We start from the raw sequence: 18,525 nt of genomic DNA, 5'->3' as shown, positions 1-18,525 counted from the left end.
GCTTCCAGGGCAACCCCGGCTCACACCCGATCCGGAGCCTTCGCGGTCCCGGGCGCCCCAGACCCTACTCACCGCAACAATTCAACCGAGAATCCCACGCTACGCGGCCGATCTCGCTTCTACCGCGCAGACTCCTAGGTGCCGGCACCCCACGCGAGAGCGTTCCTGAGCAGTCGCTCGAAGCCGTCGGTTTCCCAGGAGCCGCGGAAGAGCAGCGGCGTCTTGCCCTCCGGAGCGACGCTCTCGTCGACGAATGGCTGGCCGTTCGTTTCCGGGGAGTGGCAGTGCCCGAGCGCGATGTATGCGACCCCACCCTTGCCGACGTCTCGGCTGTATCCCAATGCCCGGGACCGATTGTCCGGTAGCAACGAGGTGTCTTCTTCGTAGGTGAAGCCGAACCCCGGGGCCGGATCCTTCGGAAGCTGGGTGGTCAGCAGGATCTGCGTGTTCTCCCGGTCGAGGAGTTCGATGAAATAGAGTTCATCGCTCACCTCGAAGGAGGCCGGAACGCCGCGCAAGAGCGGGTGGTCGCTGTCCGCGACGTCCACCTGGAAGCGGCGAATCGGGGGATGATTCAGGAAGAAGCTGCCAAGCGTGTCGTGATGGGGGAGCTTCAGCATACGCCGCGCGTGGGGTTGGCCCTCGATTCGCCCGGCCCGGCCGCCGCTCGTTCCATGCAGGCCGAGCCAGCGGCCTCCACCGGCCAGCCACTCCTGGACGATGCCGTTCTGATCTCCGATCAGGTGTGGGCCGGCCACGTAGCTCACGAGAAACGTGCAGTCCGGCAGCCAACGCTCGAGATCGGCGAAGTCATTCGACACGGTCGTCTGCACGCCCGGCGTCTCCCCCAGGAGGTCGAGCAAGCGACGTCTCGCATAGTCCATGTCGTGGGCAGCCGTCGCTCCCGGCGGAAAGCCTCCTACGATCAAATGAGTCCGGGCCGTGCTCATGGCTTCGAATTCCTCATCGGTACGGTTCCTTCCCACACTCGAGTTCGACGGCTGGATGCCTGGGCGGCCAATGGTACCCGTCGCGGAAGCGGTGTCGGGGATGGATCTGCGAGAACTACACTTAGCAACGGGCTATGGGTACAGGCGGGCCCGCGTCGGGCCGGAGGGTGCGAAGATGGCGGGAGCGCGAGTGGCCTTGGTCGTGGGTGCGGGGCCCGGCCTGGGAGCGTCGATCCTGAAACGCTTCGCTCGGGAGGGCTTCATTGCCTGCGGCGTGCGCCGGCGGCACGGCGATGAGCTCGAGACGATGTGCGAGGAGATCCGCGCCCAGGGCGGACGGGCCCATGGCTTCGAGGTGGACGGGCGCAAGGAGGAGGAGGTCGCCGGCCTCTTCGATCGAGTCGAGGCGGAAATCGGACCGGTGGATGTGGCGGTCTTCAATCCGGGCGCGAACATCAATATCCCCATTCGTGATACGGACGTACGCAAGTTCACCAAGGTCTGGGAGATGGCCTGCTTTGCGGGTTTCCTGATGGGACGCGAGGCGGCCCGGCGGATGGTTCCGCGTGGGCGCGGGACCATCCTCTTCACCGGGGCAACGGCCAGCGTGCGGGGTGGCATCGGTTTCGCGGCCTTTGCAAGTGCCAAGCATGGATTGCGCGCGCTGGCCCAGAGCATGGCCCGCGAGCTGGGACCCGAGGGCGTCCATGTGGCCCACATCGTGATCGACGGCGGCATCGATGGTGCGTTCATCCGCGGGCTGATGGGCGATCAACTCGAGGACCGCCCGCCGGATTCGATCCTCGCCCCGGAGGACATTGCGGAAACCTTCTGGTCCATCCACGCCCAGCCGCGCAGCGCCTGGACCTTCGAGGCAGATCTGCGGTCGTGGACGGAGCGATGGTAGAGCCCCTGGAGACCGGCCCGATCAGCTGCTCGCTCACATCGACGAAGGCGTGGCGGTACTGACGCTGAACCGCCCCCAGGTGCGGAATGCGCTCTCCGATACGCTGAGCCCCGCTCTGCGATCCACGATCGCCTCGCTCCGGGACGATGCGCGCGTGCGAGCAGTGCTCTTGACCGGGGCCGGTTCCGCATTCTGCGCGGGTGGCGATGTGAAGGGCATGGGTACCCGAGGGCCAAGCGCAGATCCGGCTCCTTCACTCGCAGAGGTCGTCGCCGATCAGACCCGTCGCCAACTGGAACTCACAGGTGCCCTCTACGCGTTGCCCCAACCGACGATTGCTGCGTTGCCCGGCCCCGCTGCGGGTGCTGGTTTCTCGATCGCGTTGGCCTGCGATCTACGCATCATGGCCGAGAGCGCGTTCGTCACGACCGGCTTCGGAAATGTCGGCCTTTCGGGTGACTACGGCGCGAGCTTCTTCCTCACCCATCTCGTAGGTACCGCCCGCGCGCGGGAGCTCTTCTTTTCCGGTGAGCGAGTGGCCGCCGATGCCTGCGAACGCCTCGGCATCGCCAATCGGGTGGTTCCGGACGACCGCCTGATGGATGAAGCCCTGGCCTGGGCGCGGCGTCTGGCCACGGGTCCGACCGTCGCGTACAGGCTGATGAAAGCCAATCTGAGCCGGGCCCTGCATCAGGATCTCCCGGCCTGTCTCGCAGGCGAAGCCGAGGCGGTGGTTCGCTCGGCACGAACGGAAGACCATCGCGAAGCCGTGCGCGCTTTCGTGGAAAAGCGCCCTCCACGGTTCAAGGGACGCTCGGGTGGGTTCAGCGAATCCGGAATCCTGCATGGCAAGCCACGCAGGAGTTCGTGACACGCCGCAATGCCGACAAAGCGGACGGTAGGTCCTCGTTCTTGGCGATCTTGGCGAAATCGGTCGCCGACTGGTGCATTCCGAACCCGATCTGATGCATTCCGGGAGGCATGAAACGCCCCGGTCCGAAACCCGTACCGCGGTGCCGCCCCCTGGAACTGTTTCCGAGGCGAGCCTCCGCGAGTTCGCTCGCCTGTTCGAATTCCGAGGCAGCGAGATGCCCCATCAGCAGGGTGATGGCTACGAGATGATCGAACATGTCGCTGCGAAGGAGTCGCTGCGCCTCTTCCGGCATCTCGACGAGCTGACGGGTCTCGGGTTTGAAGGGTTCCGCCTTGGCTGCGGGGGGTTGGGCGGCCACGGGCTCTGCGTCCGCAGGCTCGGCTGCACGGGACGCGACACTGGTTGCCACGAGAAAAGCGATGATGATCGTTGAGCCGCTGCGCCAGGACATGGACCGTAGTCTCCTGTTTTCGCCCAGGGAAGCTTCCCGGGCAGAATCGAAAGTCAGATGGATCGAGCCAAACGCGGCGGATCTGACCGGCCGGCCTGCGTTCGCGGAGGTGTCGAAGCCGATCTAATCGGATCCGGCGGGCGGGGTGACGAGTTGCATCACCACCGAGAGCAACGTGCCGCCGATGCCGAGCAGGCAGAGGCTTGCGCCGGGCAACGCGAGAAAACTGAGGGCTTCCTTTGCCTCACCAGTGCTCCCGATCCCGGGCGCCGTCAGCCCTGCCGCGAGCCAGAACAACGAGTAGAGGAGCGCACCTCCACCGAAGGCTATCGCAGAGATCCGTTCGAGACGGCTCGCGCTTCCGAACAAGCCGAGCAGAACGATCGACGCAAGTGCGGCCGCACCAATCGCACCGCCGTGGAGATGGGCTCTCTTCATGTAGCTCCACGATTTCGAAACGACGGCGTCTCTTTTCTCTGCGTCACCCTGATAAACCGTTTCGAACACAGCCTCTGCAGAGGAACCCAGATGGCCCTTGATGGAGTCCTCCACGGCTCCAAAGGCTCCACCAAGAAGGAAGCCGAACGAGATCGATAGCAGTGCCAGAATGATCCCCGGAGCCAGCGGCCTCAGGGCCGAAGCGTTGTGATGCATGTTGATCCCTCCTTGCTCTTGATGGTCGCCTTCGAATCGTAGATGTCCAGATTCGGAGGATGGACTGCGGGCGGCGGTCTACCGGATTTCGGGTATGGCCAGGCCTTCCGACACGCGGTGTAGCTAGAGCCCCGCGAAGGCAAGCGCCTGGGAAACGTAGAGTGCGATGGGCAGGTCGCTATGGGGGCCTGGCTGGTTCTGCGAGAGGATGACCCCGACCAGGCCACTTTGCGGGCTGACGAAGAACGTCGTGCCGTAGTAGCCGCCCCACCAGTAGTCGCCATCCCGATCGGAAAACGGGGTGCTCTCTGAATCGGCGACGACCGACAACCCCAGGCCCCAGCCCAGCCCCTCGAGTCCCTTGCCATCGACTTCTTGTGCGGCAAGGACTCCGGAGGGCACGTGCAGGCGCGTCATCTCCGCAACCGTCTCTTCCGCGAGAATTCGCGTCCCGTCGTACTCGCCGCGATTCCACAACATCAGCGCAAAGCGCATGTAGTCAGGCGCGGTGGAGACGAGGCCACTCCCTCCCGGTGTCCAATCTTCAGCGTCGATGCTCGGTTCCGCCAGCACGAGATCGCCGTCTTCATTCTGGGTGTAGACCCGGGCCAACTCGCTCTTGCCCGGCTCGGGTGGCAGGAAGCGGGTCGAGGACATGCCGAGCGGTCGGAGGATTCGCCGTGCGACGAACTCTCCGAAAGGCTCGTCCGCGGCCACCTCGATGACACGGGCCAGGACGTCTGCTGAACCGCCGTAGCGCCAGCGCGTGGCCGGATGCTCGAAGAGAGGGAGTTGCACGATCCGGTCGACCCGCTCCGCGAGCGATCCGGTTCGGGTCGAGCGTAGGCCGTGCTCCTTCCAGTGGCTGGAGAGATCCGACGGAGAGGACATTCCGGGGCCCACGCCAGAAGAGAACATCAGGAGATGGCGGATGGTCGGGATCGGATCTGCCGGTTCGGTGGGGAATGTTCCGTCTGCGCTTCGCGTGTGGCTCGTCGCCACGCGAGCATTCGCGAGGGCCGGGATGTAGCGCTCCACCGGGTCATCCAATCCCAGCTTGCCTTCTTCGAGGAGGATGTGGGCCGCGACGGCGGTTACCGGCTTGGTCATCGACGCGAAGCGCATTCGCGTATGGAGCGTCATGGGCGTCTTGGTGTGGATGTCGGCGTAGCCCGCCGCGGTCGCGTAGACGGGATGGCCGTCGCGAGCGAACATCGCCACGAATCCCGAGCGGGCTTCCGTCCAGGCGGTCCAGCGCAGGTAGGCATCCATGGCCGCTCGGCTCCACCAGGCGAGTCCCGTGCCGGGCTGGCTTCCCGGGGCGGCCGGCGGCACGTCCAGATCGAGGGAAGAGCCGCTACAGCCGAACGTCAACGCTACGGCTAGCGCAGCCGCCGCCAGGGTTCTCCCGGTCATCGTTCAGGAGGCCGATTCGGCTGCGCGCCGGTGTCGAACCCGACGGTTTCGTCGTTCTCGCCGCGGCCAGGTGCCAGCACGCCCTGGCCGCCAGGGTCAATGCTCAGGCTCGGTGCGATGTACATGCCTTGAACTCCTCGAGGAATCCGCGAAATGACGGCTCCTTCCCTCAGGCCGAGCCGCCCCCTGAAGCGCCGCCAATATCCCGGCCGATGTCGCGCCCGGCGCTCCCTTCGGGCGCGGCGATCTCGACGATCCGCTCCTCCACATCGTCGTATTCGAGGCGCAGGGCACGGCACATGGTGGCGTGGAGCTCGTAGGTGCAGACGATGTAGGTGAGTTCGAGGATCTCCTCATCCGAGAGCGATTTCCGCAGCGCTTCGAACGTGCCATCCGACACCCGTCCCCCGGCGAGCACCAGATCATCGGTGTAGGCGAGGACGGCTCTCTCGAGGGGAGAGAACACCTCGGCGGTGGTCCAGGAAGGAATGGCGGCGATCTTCTCTTCGGGGAGCCCGTTGGCTCGCATGGCCTTGCAATGTTGGGAGAACACGAATTGGCTGCCCCGGGCGAAGCCCGCACGGGCCTGGCCCAACTCCCGCAACTTCGGGTCGAGGTGGCGCTTGGGATTCATGTAGAGCGCAAATCCCTCGACGGCATGCCGGAAGACGTCGGGCACGAGCGCGAAGACCGTCCACCAGTTTCCCGGAGTGCCGGTGGCTGTGCCCGGTTCGGCGACCGGATCCCTTCCGTCGAAGAGACGGTCGTACATGGCGCGCACCTCGGGCGTCGCCTCCTTGCGAGAAACCTGGCGAAGCCTCGGCATCATGATCCTCCATCGGATGAAACTCCAGGATCCCGATGCTAGCGCCAAGTTGCCGGAAGGGAGCTGCCGACGGCTCGGTTCCCGTTCCTGTCAGGGACGTTCGTCCTTGGAATCAGGCCTCGAGTTCGGATACGAATGCTTCGAGCGGGCTCGTCTCGCTCGCGATTCCGCTGGCACGGCGCCGAGCCGCATGTTCGTCGGCGAAGCGACGGTAGAGGGCCGTAACCTGCGGTACCGCTGCGCCGGCTTCGTCTCGGCTTCCGGCTGTGAGCAGGGCAAGGTTCGAAAAGAACAAAGGTGACCCCAGCAAGCCGACGAGCGTATTCTCTACCTCATCGACGTGATCCCTGATCCCCGTTGCCACATGGGGACGCTGCTCGATCAGGTACTGCATGTGCCCGATGCCGTAGGCGAGCGAACGCGAAACGTCCTGGACGCTGAAATGCGCGATCGTCTGATCCGCCGCATTCGTCGAAACCGCCCCGACGTGACGCAGCACTGTCTGCATCAACCCGCTGAGGAGGAGATTCGCCGACGCGGATGCGCACGGGTAGTTCCCGGCATCGAATACGCTCTTCACCAGCTCGCCGAGCGGTGCGTAGTCGCGACCGAGGCCCGCACCGCCCGAAATGGCTCGCTTGCGGAACACGTCCGCCAGCCGAGCGGCGTCGAACATCTGGGTGCATAGCCACATCTTGAGTTCGACGATTTCTTGATTGATATGCCAAACCCATTTGGACGGCATATCGCCCAGGAGAGACGCCATGACCGTCAGATCGGTATAGATCTGCGCCAGGCCCCGTTCGAATTCCTGGCTGTGTTCGACGGCCTCGACCGCATCCCACGGAACCTCACGCGCCGGGACCCAATGACGTGCCTTCGATTCTTCGTAGAGTTCCGGGGCGTTCTCCGACCAGACTTCGCTCTTGCGGTTGATGTCGTAGCCCAGATGCGGAAGGCCGGGCGGCAACTGCGCACCTCGAGGCGCCATCGAGTAGTTGTGCCGGATCTTCTCAGGTATCTGATCCCAGCCATAGCTCCCGACATTCGTGTCGCCGAACGTCAGCCCGCGTCGGGCGTCACGGGGCCGGCACGCGGCCCTCTCGACGTCGATGCCCATCCACTCGAGCTTCAGGTTCCCCTTGAGGATGTCGACGGAGCGTGCCAGGACTTCGGGATTGTTGAAGAAATCATCTCGTGCGTAGTAGCTCATGTTCTCTCTTTCCCTGGCTCAGGCCGAGATCGCAGCAATCATCCGTTGCTGCAGTTCCAGAAGGGGGCTTCGTTCGCGGCGCTCGGGCAGACCCGCCCGCTCGGCCCGGTGGAAGTACTCCTCGATCTGCTTGCCCTGGAATGCCCCCACGACCTCGATCCCGTGGCGGATGCACTCCGGTGTCGTTCCCTTTCCTCCAAGGACGATCATGCTTTCGAGCTGGTCCGGATTGAACAGCCCGGTGAGATGGCGCTCGGCCTCGTCGAGGAAGCCATTGATCTGGGGACGAACCTCCGGGCAGTTGTCCATCAGGTACTTGAGGTGCTGCAAGCCGTAGGAGACATGGCGCGCCTCGTCCTGCATCACGAGCTGGAACATGCGCTGTTCCACTGGAGTGGGCGAGATGAACTCGCTCGACCGGAAGAGTGTCAGGATGAATCCCTCACCCAGCACATGCAGGAAGACGCTGCCTTCGCTGTAGCTATCCGCTTCGAGGATTCCCTTGAGCGCATGTTCGCCGCGCACGCTCGCGCGGAAGAGCCCGGCGCCGGCCAATGCCCGCTTGCGGAAGACCTCTGCATGGCGTGCCTCGTCGATGGCCTGGGTCGCGATGAAGCCCTTCACCTCCTGGAAGTAGCTGTTCATGTGGTGGCTCCACTTGGCGGGAAGATCGGTGGCGATCATCTCCACCTCGGAGAGCAGAGTGCAGAGCTGACAGAAGGCGATCTCGAGGTCGTCCGGGATCTCGTGCTTGTCCATGTCCTGCCACGGCACGTCGGTCGAGACGTTCCACTGGCGGCTCATGGCCTCTTCCCAGTAGCGCTGAACGCGGTAGCCCCAGACATCGGACTTCTTGTTGAGCGAGGGACCGAGGTCGGGCTGCACCGCGGTTGGGTCGAGGATCGCACCGCGGGGCGCGAGCCCACGGTTGTCACGAACGACTTCGGGCGTGTTCTCGATCGCATAACGACCGACTTCGCAGTCTTCGACGGTGAGCCCGCGGCGCGGATCCCGGCGCCGCACTTCGACGGTGTCGCGTGCCTCGTCGAGCCAGCCAAAATCGAGGTTGCCCTTCTTGATGTCACGCACGCGCAGATTGAAGTCGGAGTTGTACGAGAAGTCGTTCGTGCCGTAGTAGCTCATGAAAGAAATCCTCCGTAGTCGGGTATCAGACCCACTCGATCTCGAGGTTGGACGCCTGGTCGACGAACGCCTGTAACGTCGCCATGAACCGATAGAACTTGTCGTGCCCCTCCGGATCGTCGTAGACGACCTTCATGCGATCTCCCACGTGGGAGAGGCTGTTGAGCGTGTAGGCCGGCTCGGGATGGCCGTTGCGCTGGATCGACTCGAACATCTCGCGCCATAGCGCGAGCGGCGCTTCGAGTACGAAGTCGATTTCGGTGCTGTCCGCACTCGCGAGTTCGCGCACATCCGTGCAGTCGAACACGTCGAACGTGAGCGCGTACAGATGGGAGGCATCCCCGTCCACCTTCACACCCATCACCGTGTCGCAGAAGCCCAGCTTCTCGAACTCCGCCGCATTGTCTTCCATGCGGCGCGCGAGTTCCTGAAAGAAGTCGATCGAGGGGAACTTGATGGCCATCTGTCTCTCCTTGTTCCTATTGGAATGTGCTGCCCCGGTCCATACGAGCGATCTGCCGGTGTCCGGCCGCTCGAACATGCCCAGGTAGAGGTAGCCGAGGAACGCGCAGGTGGGTTCCGCAGCGCCGGTTTGTCGTCCGAAGACACAATCCGATGAGCGCCGGACGGATCCACCGCAACCGAGGACGCACACGATTGCTCCGGCAAGACCTCCTCATGCCTCAATTAGCTGAAATAGTTGCGAAATCCAGACTACGGTAATTCGCGGCCACTTTTTGTCAACGATCCGCGGAGAACCTCGGAATCCCGAGTGGTTAGCCGACCGATTGCCAGGCCCATTTCAGCCCTGTGGCATCGTGTCTCCCTGAAAACCCGATGCCTTTACTTGGAGCAGCCGCCCCGACTTCTCTAAGTTCACCCTTCTGCAAGCGCACGCATCGTGCGCGACGATGACACCGAGGAGGACCCCCATGAGTGATGAGCAGACGCCCCAAGGTCTCGGAACGATGGCCATCCACGCCCGCCAGGACCCCGACCCCGCAACCAATTCCCGCGCGGTACCGATCTACGCCACCACATCCTATGTGTTCAACGACACCGAACACGCTGCCAACCTCTTTGGACTCGCAGAATTCGGCAACATCTACAGCCGCTTGATGAACCCCACCAACGACGTGCTGGAAAAGCGACTCGCGGCGTTGGACGGTGGTGCAGCCGCCTTGAGCTTCGCATCGGGACAGGCGGCCATTACGGCCTCGATCCTGACGATCTGCCACGCGGGCCAGAACTTCGTGTCCTCGACCAGTCTGTACGGCGGCACCTGGACGCTGTTCTCACAGACTTTCAAGAACTTGGGCATCGAGGTGCGCTTCTTCGACCCGAACAAGCCCGAAGCGATCCACGAACTCGTCGACGAGAACACGCGCTGCGTCTACATCGAGAGCATTGGCAACCCCAAGAACGACGTTCCCGACTTCCGCGCGATCGCCGACATCGCCCACTCGCACAAAGTGCCCGTACTCTGCGACAACACGGTGATGACCCCAGCGCTGCTGCGTCCGATCGAACACGGGATCGATATCGTGATCTACTCGACCACGAAGTTCATCGGTGGACATGGCGTGCACATCGGCGGTGTGGTGATCGACAGCGGGAACTTCCAGTGGGCAGCCGATCCCGACCGCTGGCCGGAGTTCTGCGGCCCCTCACCCTCCTACCACGGTGCGGTGTTCGAAGAAGCCCTGCGCCCCCTCGGCAACATCGCCTACATCATGCACATCCGGACGCACTGGTTGCGGGATACGGGGGCCGCGATGAGTCCCTTCGCTGCCTTCCTGACTCTACTGGGTCTCGAGACCCTGCATCTGCGCATGCCACAGCACTGCCAGAACGCGCAGAAGGTCGCGGAGTTCCTCGAAGGGCATGACGACATCGAATGGGTGAACTACCCCGGCCTTGCGAGCCACTCCCACCACGAGTCGGCGGGTCGCTACCTGCCAGACGGTAGCGGGGCGATCCTGGGCTTCGGTATTCGAGGCGGAGAGGCAGCGGGAAAGAGGTTCATCGAGAACGTGAAGCTCGCGAGCCATCTCGCGAACATCGGCGATGCCAAGACGCTCGTAATCCACCCGGCATCGACGACCCACTCGCAGCTCTCGGCGGACGAACAGATGGCGACCGGTGTGTCGCCCGAGTACGTGCGGGTGTCGGTCGGAATCGAAGATGTGGCAGACATCATCGCCGACCTCGACCAGGCATTGCTCGCGAGCCAATAGGCGGGCGCTTGCCCGGCGGTCGGACGAAGTGAACACGCCATCCTCTACGGACGATCACCGCAGCGCAGTGCCGCTGCGTTTCGCGAAGACCTGGGTTTCGGATGAGCCGCTCGCCCTCGAAAACGGCGGGCGGCTCCCCGAAATCACGATCTGCTACGAGACCTACGGCAAGCTCGATGCCGATGGCAACAACGCCGTCCTGATCTGTCACGCGCTCAGCGGCGACTCGCATGTGGCACGCCACGACGCGGACGACGATCCCGGCTGGTGGGAGATCCTGGTCGGGCCCGGCATGCCGATCGATACCGATCGCTACTTCGTGATCTGCTCGAACGTGCTGGGCGGCTGCCGCGGCACCACGGGGCCCAACTTCGTCGACCCCGTGAGCGGCCGCCCCTACGGCGCCGAGTTCCCCGTCGTGAGCGTACGTGACATGGTGGAAGTCCAGAGGCGCCTGATCGACCACCTGGGGATCGCACAGCTACGTGCCGTGGTGGGGGGATCCCTGGGTGGGCTGCAGGTGCTCGACTGGGCGATCCATCTTCCCGATCGTGTGGCTGCGAGCCTCGTGATCGCAGCCGCGCCACGCCTCAGCAGTCAGGGGATCGCCTTCGATGTGGTCGGGCGCAACGCAATCCGCCACGACCCCCACTTCGAAAAAGGACAGTACTACGACGGCCCCGGTCCGGAGGCCGGGCTCGCCTTGGCGCGCATGCTCGCCCACATCACCTACCTCTCCGACGAGTCGATGCGCTCGAAGTTCGATCCCACGCGACTCCAGCCGCGGCAAATCGAAACCGGCTTCGAGAGCACCTTCTCGGTCGGCTCCTACCTCGCCCACCAGGGCGATCGCTTCGTCGAGCGCTTCGATGCCAACAGCTACATCACGCTCTCGACGGCCATGGACCTGTTCGACCTCGGCGACAACCCAGAAGATCTTCGCACGGCCCTCGCACCCGCTCGCTGTCGCTGGCTGTTCCTGAGCTTCTCGAGCGATTGGCTGTATCCGCCGGCGGCCTCGCGCGAGCTCGTAGACGCCCTGATCGCTCAGGGGCGTTCAGTCAGCAGCTGCCAGGTCGAAAGCGCGGCCGGACACGATTCCTTCCTGCTCGAAGACAGCATGCGCGACGGCGGCCGCATGATCGCAGCCATGTTGGCGAGCGAAGCAGGGACGAGCGCACCGATTCGGGTCCCCGACGAGCCCCAGATCGACGAACCCACGGGCATCTTCTTTGCGCGCCGACTCGACTACGAGATGATCCTGCGCCTGATTCCGCAAGAAGCCAGCATCGTAGATCTCGGCTGCGGCAACGGTGAACTGCTCGCGATCCTGCGCGACCGCGGGCACGACCCACTGCTCGGTGTCGAGTGGGACCAGCATGAGGTCGTCGAGTGCGTGGCGCGCGGGCTCGACGTGATGCACGCCAACCTGGACGAGGGCGTCGCAGCAATTCCCGACCAGAGCTTCGAGGTCGCTCTGCTCTCGCAGACCCTGCAGTCGATCGTGGACGTCACCGGCGTGCTCGACGAAATCGTCCGCATCGGAAAGCGCGGCATCGTGAGCTTCCCCAACTTCGCTCATGCACCCATGCGCGAGATGTTCATGAGCGAGGGTCGCCTCCCCAGAGAGGAGGGGCTCTACGCATACGAATGGCACGACACACCCAATCGCCGCTTCCCGTCGATCCTCGACTTTCAGGAGCTGTGCGCCAAGCGCGGCTTTCGGATCATCGACGCCATCTACGTCCAGTCTGGCTCCGGCAAGGAAATCACCGAAAACCCGAACCTCGACGCCGACCTCGCGGTGGTCGCGATTACTCGCTGAGAAGCGAAGCTTCGAGATCGCGCGCAACGACGAGATTCACCCGCTCCTGTTCGCGGTCGAAGACGATGCGCACCTCGCCCGAGTCGAGCTGGCTCTTCACGGCACAGGCCTTCTGCTCGAGGGTCCATTCCACGTCCCCGTAGTCGGTGCCGTCGCGGCTCACGAACTCCTGGACCAGACCCTCGAGTGCCTCTCGACCGACGTCCGTCGGGGAGATAACGAGAAATCGATCTCCGGAGTCGCTTGGGGTAGAGATGCTCACGGCGCTCCTAGCTGGACAGCAAGTCGCGAATCCGCGTCGACAGCGCTTCCGGCGTGTAACCGAACTGCTCGGCCAGGATGTCCGCAGGTGCCGACGCACCGAAGCGCTCCATCCCGCACACGAGGCCACGTCGACCGACGAGCAATCCGAGCGCTTGCGCCGTGCCGGCTTCCACAGCCACCGCGGGCACCGCGTCGGGCAGCAGCGTTTCCAGGTAGCTCTCGGGCTGCTCCTTGAGCAGCTCGAGGCAGGGTACCGACACCACGCGCGCGAGGGTTCCGCCTTCGGCGAGCCGCTGCGCAGCCCCGCAAGCGAGGCTGACTTCGGAACCGCTCGCGACGATCACCACATCCGGCTCACCGTCCACTTCGCGGACGATATAGCCGCCCTTGCAGACGTCCCTGCGGTCGAAGGTGGCCGGGCGCTCGAGCACCGGCAGGTTTTGCCGCGTCAATGACAGCACCGCGGGCCCGTCGGCACGGTGCATGATGCACGCATACGACATCGCGGTCTCGAGCCCGTCCGCCGGCCGGAAGACCTTGAGCCCGGGAATCAGGCGCAGTGAATCTACCTGCTCGATCGGCTGGTGGGTCGGACCGTCTTCGCCGACGTAGAAGGAGTCGTGCGTGAAGACGAAGATCGAGCGCAGCTTCATCAGCGCGGCGAGGCGGATGGAAGGCCGCACGTAGTCGCTGAAGATCATGAACGTGCCCGAGTAGGGAAGGTAGGTCCCTTCGAGTGCAATCCCGTTGGTGATCGCGCCCATCGCGTGTTCGCGCACACCGAAGTGGATATTGCGCCCGGCGAAGGCCCCCTGGCCTTCGTCGACTCCCACGATGCCGACGCCCTTGATGATCGGCGGCGCAGCCGACCCGGCGAGATCCGCTGACCCGCCCGCCATGTAGGGAATGTGCTCGGAGAGTTTCTGCAATACGGTGCCGCTGTGTTTGCGGGTCGCCGCTTCAGTGTCCATGCCCTCGCACAGCAGCGCGTCGAGATCGGCGGGGATCTCTCGGCCACGCGCCGCATCCCATGCGGCAGCGCGCTGCGGTTGGGCCACACGCCAGGCCTTCGTCCGTTCGTCGAGAGCGAGACGCTCTTCGCGCTTTTCCTGACTGCGTGCGGCAAGGTACTCGCGCACCTCTTCGGGAATGAAGAAGTCCGGCTCGGTCGGCCAACCCATATTCTCCTTGGCACGCGGAATCTCTTCGTTGCCGAGCGGTGAACCGTGGGCCTTGCTCGTCCCTTCGATCGCCTTGCTTCCCAGACCGATCACCGTGCGCACCATCAACAGGCTTGGGCGTCCGGCCTCGCGCTTGGCGCGCTCCAGAGCCTGGCGAATCACCTTGGTGTCCTGCCCGTCGATGCCGTCGATCACGTGCCAGCCGTAGGCTTCGTAGCGGCCCTTCACGTCTTCACTGAAGGAGATCTGGGTCCCACCGTCGATCGTGATCTGGTTGTCGTCGTAGAGGAAGATCAGGTTGCCGAGACCGAGGTGACCCGCGAGCGAAGACGCCTCTCCCGAGATGCCCTCCATCAGACATCCGTCGCCGCACACGCCGTAGATCGTCTGGCAGCCAGGGGCACCGTCACCGTCTCCCGACGCGACGCCGTACTGTGATGCCGTCATGCGGGCGGCGAGGGCCATGCCGACTGCGTGCGCGATGCCCTGCCCGAGCGGCCCCGTCGTCACCTCGACGCCGGGCGTTTCGCCGTACTCGGGATGGCCGGGGGTCTTGGAACCGGGCTGGCGGAACTTCACGAGCTCTTCGAGGGGAAGGTCGTAACCCCACAGATGCAGCAGCGAATAGAGGAGCATCGAGGCGTGCCCGTTCGAAAGCACGAAGCGATCGCGCATCGGCCAGTCGGGATCACTGGAATCGAAGCGCATCTGTGAGTCCCACACTTCGAAGACCGGACCGGCCAACGCCATGGGGGCTCCGGGATGTCCCGAGTTGGCCTTCTGTACGGCGTCGACTGCGAGGAAGCGGATGGTGTTTTCGATTTGTGCGCGGAGCGCGGGGGACAGATCGGTGGGCATACTCTCTCCATCGTCACCGGCCGCAGCGAGAGCGTAGAGGGCGCATCTCTTGGAGTCGGAAGTGACGAACTCAGGCATTGCGCCGGGGGGCGCGGCTGTGGGGGGGCCCAAACCTTCGGGACCTTACTACAAATGCGGCACGACGGGAGGCAGGCGTGAGGAGTCGACCCACGCATTCCGAGCGTCGAGTGCGAGAAGTGCGGACGGGGGCTGGAGGAGGCGGGTCGGGGTGGGCGGGTCGGGGTGGAGGGATTCGAACCCCCGACACTGAACCCCCAAAGTTCAGGCTCTACCAAGCTGAGCTACACCCCGAGGTCGCGAATCCTACCACCGCAAGCCCCGTTCGGCGCGGGGCTCACCCGCGGGTAGCACGCTGTGCCGGCGCGGGTCACGCGTGCTATCCAACTGCCGTTCGATCAACCCCCATCTCGAGCTGTGCAGCGGTACCGAGCGGCGAACCGGACAGAGAGGACGCCCACGCGCCCCTTTCCCCGGACCTCTCGCCTTCTCGCACTTGCATCGCACAACCACCGCAGCCGGATGGCCCAGGAGCATTGCAGCATGAGTACGAGCCCCCTCACCCTCTTCCAGAAGGTCTGGGACACCCACCGCGTCCGGGACCTCCCGACGGGCCAGACCCAGCTCTTCATCGGGACCCATCTCATTCACGAGGTCACGAGTCCGCAGGCGTTCGCGATGATCCGCGAACTCGGCCTCGGTGTGCGCTTCCCGAAGCGCACCTTTGCGACCGTGGATCACATTGTTCCGACCGATACGCGCATCCGACCGCTCTCGGACCCGATGGCCGAAACGATGATGAGCGAACTCGAGAACAATTGCCGCGACTTCGACATCGAGCTGTTCGACATCGCGAGCGGGCAGCAGGGAATCATCCACGTGATCGGACCCGAACAGGGCTTGACCCAGCCGGGGATGACGATCGCCTGCGGCGACAGCCACACGGCGACTCACGGTGCATTCGGTGCGATCGCATTCGGAATCGGCACCAGCCAGGTGCGCGACATCCTCGCAACCCAGACCCTCGCGATGGCCCCCCTCGAGGTCCGCCAAGTCAACGTCACGGGAAAGCTCGGGCCCGGCGTCTACGCCAAGGACGTGACGCTCGCGATCATCCGCGAACTCGGCGTCAACGGGGGTGTGGGATACGCATACGAGTACGCGGGCCCGGTGATCGAGGCCATGACCATGGAAGAGCGCATGACGCTCTGCAACATGGCGATCGAGGGCGGCGCGCGCTGTGGTTACGTCAACCCCGACGAGAAAACCTTCGACTATCTGCGCGGACGGCCAAAGGCACCACAGGGCGAGGCCTTCGATCGCGCGGTCGAGGTCTGGCGCGGCGTTGCGACCGATCCGGGCGCGCAGTTCGACGACAGGGTCCAACTGGACGGCAAAGACATCGAGCCCACCGTCACCTGGGGGATCAATCCCGCCCAGAATCTCGGCGTAAACGAACGCATCCCCAACATGAGTGAGGTGCCCGATGAGGAACGCGCTTCCGTCGCTGAAGCACTCGAGTACATGGACCTAACGCCCGGCAAGCGAATCGCGGGCACGCCCATCGACGTCGCGTTCATCGGCTCCTGCACCAACGGCCGCATTTCCGACATGCGCGAAGCTGCTCGCGTTGCGAAGACTGGCAAGGTGGGGGACGGCGTGCGCGCTCTGGTCGTCCCCGGCTCTCACGAAGTCGCGAAGATGGCCGAAGACGAGGGTCTCGATGAGATCTTCCGCGCCGCCGGCTTCGAGTGGCGCGAGCCGGGCTGCTCGATGTGCCTCGCCATGAATCCCGACAAGCTAAAGGGCCGCGAAATGTGCGCTTCTTCGAGCAACCGCAACTTCAAGGGACGGCAGGGTTCACCCACGGGCCGTACCCTCTTGATGTCACCGGCCATGGTCGCTGCCGCCGCCATTGCCGGCAAGGTGGTCGACGTACGGGAGGTCCTGTAACGATGAGCAACCGATCGATCGACAAGGTGGCGGGGACCGCGTGCGTGTCGCGCGGCGACGACGTCGACACCGACCGCATCATTCCGGCCCGCTTCATGAAGGAAGTCACTTTCGACACCATGGGCGAGCATCTGTTCGAAGACGCCCGCAAGGCGGCGAAGGGCAACCATCCCCTCGATAACGAGGTCTACGAAGGGGCACAGATCCTGATCGTCGGGAAGAACTTCGGCTGCGGTTCGTCGCGCGAGCACGCACCCCAGGCGCTCATGCGGTACGGCTTCAACGGCTTCATCGGCGGCTCGTTCGCGGAGATCTTCGCGGGCAACTGCACGGCGATGGGGCTGGTGTGTGTCACGCTCCCCGACACGGAACTCGCAAAGATCATGGACAGCGTCGAACTCGATCCCGGCCAGCAGATCGCGATCGATATCGACGCGCGCACGGTCACCTACCGTGAGGGCAGCCTCGAGGCCGGCATTCCCGACGGCACACGCAAGCAGCTACTCGAAGGGACGTGGGATGCCATGGGCCTGCTGCTCGACGCCAGCGACGGCATCGAAGCCACCAGCGCCGCCCTACCCTACGTGGCGGGGTATTGATCCCCGCCTACGGCAGCCGCTCGAGGAATCGCCGCAGTACCGGGCCGACCTGATCCGCATGGCTGCGGTGCGGATGGTGGCCAGCGTCGGGCACCATCAGTGATTCCACTTCGGCGACACGTTTCTTCACGACTTCGAATGCGCCGCGGTACTGCTTGTCGCGTTCTCCGAGAATCTGCAGGACCGGCACCGTGATCTTCTCGAGATCATTCATCACGATCTCGTCGTGTTGTAGGGCCATCTTCGCGGCAGGCTTCGGAATGTCGAACGCCGCCGCCGCCTTGTGGACGAAGCCGTTCCATTCCTCGCGGCGTGCGGGATCACGGTAGCCCGGACCCGTTGCGATCAGCACGAGCCCGCGAATGCCCGAGAGATCGCGTACCGCGCGATGTTGGCAGAGATAGCCACCGAGCGAGTGGCCAACGAGCACGACATCGCCACCGACACGCTCGATCATGCGTTCGAGGTCGTCGCGGGCACGCCGCATCGAGTACGCGGCGTCATCGGTCGGCTTCTGCGAATGCCCATGCCCCAGCATGTCCCACCCCCAGGTTTCGAATCCATCCAGGTGCGGGCGGAGTTCGGTCCAGGTCTCCGCGGAGTCGCCGAGGCCGTGGGTGAGGAGGATGGCGGGACCGTCACCTTCACGCTCGAAAGCGATGCCCCGCAGATCAGTTACGGATGAGTCGGACACGGGGTGCGAGCCTAACCGGCACTGCTGGTTCTTCGCAAACGAGGTCGACGGGAGCCTTGGGCCTCGATGCGAATCCAGTTGTCTCTCGACCGACTGGCGGTGCTACAGCTCGAGATGAGCCTTCAGGAACGCCGTCATCCTGGCCCACGCATCCAACGCCGCATCTGGCCGGTAGGCATCGGCATTCGTGTCGTTCATGAATGCGTGTCCCACTCCTTCATAGGTGACGCAGTCGTGAGCAATGCTCGTCGTGGCGAGTTCCCGTTCGAGGGTCGCGATGTCGTCGAGTGGAATGTAGGGATCTTCGGTGCCGAACAGGGCGAGCAGCGGACAGGAGAGATCCCTTGCGGCGGCGATCGGGTCGCGCGGTTTCTTGGGCGGGTCGATGCCACCTTCCCGCTTCATCAGAGAGTGGGAGTAGGAGAGCATCCCGTAGAACGAGACCGCCGCTACAAAGGTGTC

General features: G+C 64.3%; 18 protein-coding genes and 1 tRNA gene. 6 read left to right on the top strand and 13 right to left on the bottom strand.

Translation table 11 applies throughout. The features are described 5' to 3' along the window. Positions 1–134: 134 nt before the first annotated feature. Positions 135–950 carry a ThuA domain-containing protein gene (locus GY937_22320; protein MCP5059449.1) on the bottom strand — a complete coding sequence of 272 codons (816 nt, stop codon included), beginning with the start codon at positions 948–950 and terminating at the stop codon, positions 135–137. Between the two features lie 175 nt (positions 951–1,125). Between GY937_22320 and GY937_22315 the strand changes: the two genes are divergently transcribed. After that, positions 1,126–1,857 (top strand): SDR family NAD(P)-dependent oxidoreductase, encoded by a 732-nt coding sequence (locus GY937_22315; protein ID MCP5059448.1) that lies wholly within the window; start codon positions 1,126–1,128, stop codon positions 1,855–1,857. Continuing rightward, on the top strand, positions 1,829–2,728 hold the full coding sequence (locus GY937_22310) for an enoyl-CoA hydratase (protein ID MCP5059447.1): 900 nt from the start codon (positions 1,829–1,831) through the stop codon (positions 2,726–2,728). Before GY937_22315 ends, GY937_22310 begins: the two co-directional genes overlap by 29 nt. Here the strand turns inward: GY937_22310 and GY937_22305 are convergent. The 7 genes from GY937_22305 to GY937_22275 all read right to left on the bottom strand — a co-directional run bounded on the left by GY937_22305 (position 2,682) and on the right by GY937_22275 (position 8,897). After that, entirely contained in the window at positions 2,682–3,182 is a 501-nt protein-coding gene (locus tag GY937_22305) for a cytochrome C (GenBank protein MCP5059446.1), read from the bottom strand. The two genes, GY937_22310 and GY937_22305, sit on opposite strands and share 47 nt — an antisense overlap. Before the next feature lie 123 nt (positions 3,183–3,305). Then, positions 3,306–3,836 (bottom strand): hypothetical protein, encoded by a 531-nt coding sequence (locus GY937_22300; protein MCP5059445.1) that lies wholly within the window; start codon positions 3,834–3,836, stop codon positions 3,306–3,308. 123 nt (positions 3,837–3,959) lie between these two features. Further along, complete coding sequence (locus GY937_22295) at positions 3,960–5,252, bottom strand: beta-lactamase family protein (GenBank protein MCP5059444.1); 1,293 nt, start codon at positions 5,250–5,252, stop codon at positions 3,960–3,962. A gap of 169 nt (positions 5,253–5,421) precedes the next feature. Then, complete coding sequence (locus GY937_22290; protein MCP5059443.1) at positions 5,422–6,078, bottom strand: carboxymuconolactone decarboxylase family protein; 657 nt, start codon at positions 6,076–6,078, stop codon at positions 5,422–5,424. A 112-nt stretch (positions 6,079–6,190) separates the two neighbouring features. Then, positions 6,191–7,291 carry a hypothetical protein gene (locus GY937_22285; protein ID MCP5059442.1) on the bottom strand — a complete coding sequence of 367 codons (1,101 nt, stop codon included), beginning with the start codon at positions 7,289–7,291 and terminating at the stop codon, positions 6,191–6,193. Positions 7,292–7,309: 18 nt separating this feature from the next. Continuing rightward, positions 7,310–8,434 (bottom strand): ferritin-like domain-containing protein, encoded by a 1,125-nt coding sequence (locus GY937_22280; GenBank protein ID MCP5059441.1) that lies wholly within the window; start codon positions 8,432–8,434, stop codon positions 7,310–7,312. Positions 8,435–8,459: 25 nt separating this feature from the next. Further along, positions 8,460–8,897, bottom strand: coding sequence for a hypothetical protein (locus GY937_22275; protein MCP5059440.1), 438 nt, complete (start codon positions 8,895–8,897; stop codon positions 8,460–8,462). Positions 8,898–9,366: 469 nt separating this feature from the next. On the opposite strand from GY937_22275, the gene GY937_22270 reads away from it, so the two are divergent. Both GY937_22270 and GY937_22265 read left to right on the top strand, forming a co-directional pair. Further along, positions 9,367–10,671, top strand: coding sequence for an O-acetylhomoserine aminocarboxypropyltransferase/cysteine synthase (locus GY937_22270; protein MCP5059439.1), 1,305 nt, complete (start codon positions 9,367–9,369; stop codon positions 10,669–10,671). After that, positions 10,619–12,496: a homoserine O-acetyltransferase gene (locus GY937_22265; GenBank protein ID MCP5059438.1), complete on the top strand. Its 1,878-nt coding sequence runs from the start codon at positions 10,619–10,621 to the stop codon at positions 12,494–12,496. Before GY937_22270 ends, GY937_22265 begins: the two co-directional genes overlap by 53 nt. Here GY937_22265 and GY937_22260 read toward each other — a convergent pair. The 3 genes from GY937_22260 to GY937_22250 all read right to left on the bottom strand — a co-directional run bounded on the left by GY937_22260 (position 12,486) and on the right by GY937_22250 (position 15,111). Then, positions 12,486–12,752, bottom strand: a complete 267-nt coding sequence (locus GY937_22260; GenBank protein MCP5059437.1) for a YheU family protein — start codon at positions 12,750–12,752, stop codon at positions 12,486–12,488. The two genes, GY937_22265 and GY937_22260, sit on opposite strands and share 11 nt — an antisense overlap. 13 nt (positions 12,753–12,765) lie before the next feature. Further along, entirely contained in the window at positions 12,766–14,799 is a 2,034-nt protein-coding gene (gene tkt, locus GY937_22255) for a transketolase (protein ID MCP5059436.1), read from the bottom strand. 238 nt (positions 14,800–15,037) lie between these two features. Beyond that, positions 15,038–15,111: transfer RNA gene (locus GY937_22250), tRNA-Pro, on the bottom strand. A gap of 249 nt (positions 15,112–15,360) precedes the next feature. On the opposite strand from GY937_22250, the gene leuC reads away from it, so the two are divergent. Both leuC and leuD read left to right on the top strand, forming a co-directional pair. Then, positions 15,361–16,770 (top strand): 3-isopropylmalate dehydratase large subunit, encoded by a 1,410-nt coding sequence (gene leuC / locus GY937_22245; protein ID MCP5059435.1) that lies wholly within the window; start codon positions 15,361–15,363, stop codon positions 16,768–16,770. A gap of 2 nt (positions 16,771–16,772) precedes the next feature. Beyond that, positions 16,773–17,369 carry a 3-isopropylmalate dehydratase small subunit gene (gene leuD / locus GY937_22240; protein MCP5059434.1) on the top strand — a complete coding sequence of 199 codons (597 nt, stop codon included), beginning with the start codon at positions 16,773–16,775 and terminating at the stop codon, positions 17,367–17,369. Positions 17,370–17,376: 7 nt separating this feature from the next. On the opposite strand, the gene GY937_22235 is transcribed toward leuD, so the two are convergent. Continuing rightward, complete coding sequence (locus GY937_22235) at positions 17,377–18,063, bottom strand: alpha/beta fold hydrolase (protein ID MCP5059433.1); 687 nt, start codon at positions 18,061–18,063, stop codon at positions 17,377–17,379. 102 nt (positions 18,064–18,165) lie between these two features. Further along, positions 18,166–18,525, bottom strand: a 360-nt coding sequence (locus GY937_22230; protein ID MCP5059432.1) for a hypothetical protein, incomplete at its 5' end; no start/stop codon positions are given.

This window comes from bacterium (genome assembly GCA_024228115.1).
GTDB lineage: Bacteria > Myxococcota_A > UBA9160 > UBA9160 > UBA6930.
Note: the sequence above shows the minus strand (reverse complement) of the source record. Positions and strands in the feature narration are given on the sequence as shown.

Excerpts from the sequence above, each read along its gene's own strand:
- GY937_22300 (MCP5059445.1), bottom strand. The coding sequence starts at position 3,836 with ATGCATCACAACGCTTCGGCCCTGAGGCCGCTGGCTCCGGGGATCATT.
- GY937_22320 (MCP5059449.1), bottom strand. The coding sequence starts at position 950 with ATGAGCACGGCCCGGACTCATTTGATCGTAGGAGGCTTTCCGCCGGGA.
- GY937_22285 (MCP5059442.1), bottom strand. The coding sequence starts at position 7,291 with ATGAGCTACTACGCACGAGATGATTTCTTCAACAATCCCGAAGTCCTG.
- GY937_22265 (MCP5059438.1), top strand. The coding sequence starts at position 10,619 with ATGTGGCAGACATCATCGCCGACCTCGACCAGGCATTGCTCGCGAGCC.
- leuC (MCP5059435.1), top strand. The coding sequence starts at position 15,361 with ATGAGTACGAGCCCCCTCACCCTCTTCCAGAAGGTCTGGGACACCCAC.
- leuD (MCP5059434.1), top strand. The coding sequence starts at position 16,773 with ATGAGCAACCGATCGATCGACAAGGTGGCGGGGACCGCGTGCGTGTCG.
- GY937_22270 (MCP5059439.1), top strand. The coding sequence starts at position 9,367 with ATGAGTGATGAGCAGACGCCCCAAGGTCTCGGAACGATGGCCATCCAC.
- GY937_22280 (MCP5059441.1), bottom strand. The coding sequence starts at position 8,434 with ATGAGCTACTACGGCACGAACGACTTCTCGTACAACTCCGACTTCAAT.
- GY937_22305 (MCP5059446.1), bottom strand. The coding sequence starts at position 3,182 with ATGTCCTGGCGCAGCGGCTCAACGATCATCATCGCTTTTCTCGTGGCA.
- GY937_22290 (MCP5059443.1), bottom strand. The coding sequence starts at position 6,078 with ATGCCGAGGCTTCGCCAGGTTTCTCGCAAGGAGGCGACGCCCGAGGTG.
- GY937_22275 (MCP5059440.1), bottom strand. The coding sequence starts at position 8,897 with ATGGCCATCAAGTTCCCCTCGATCGACTTCTTTCAGGAACTCGCGCGC.
- GY937_22315 (MCP5059448.1), top strand. The coding sequence starts at position 1,126 with ATGGCGGGAGCGCGAGTGGCCTTGGTCGTGGGTGCGGGGCCCGGCCTG.
- GY937_22295 (MCP5059444.1), bottom strand. The coding sequence starts at position 5,252 with ATGACCGGGAGAACCCTGGCGGCGGCTGCGCTAGCCGTAGCGTTGACG.
- tkt (MCP5059436.1), bottom strand. The coding sequence starts at position 14,799 with ATGCCCACCGATCTGTCCCCCGCGCTCCGCGCACAAATCGAAAACACC.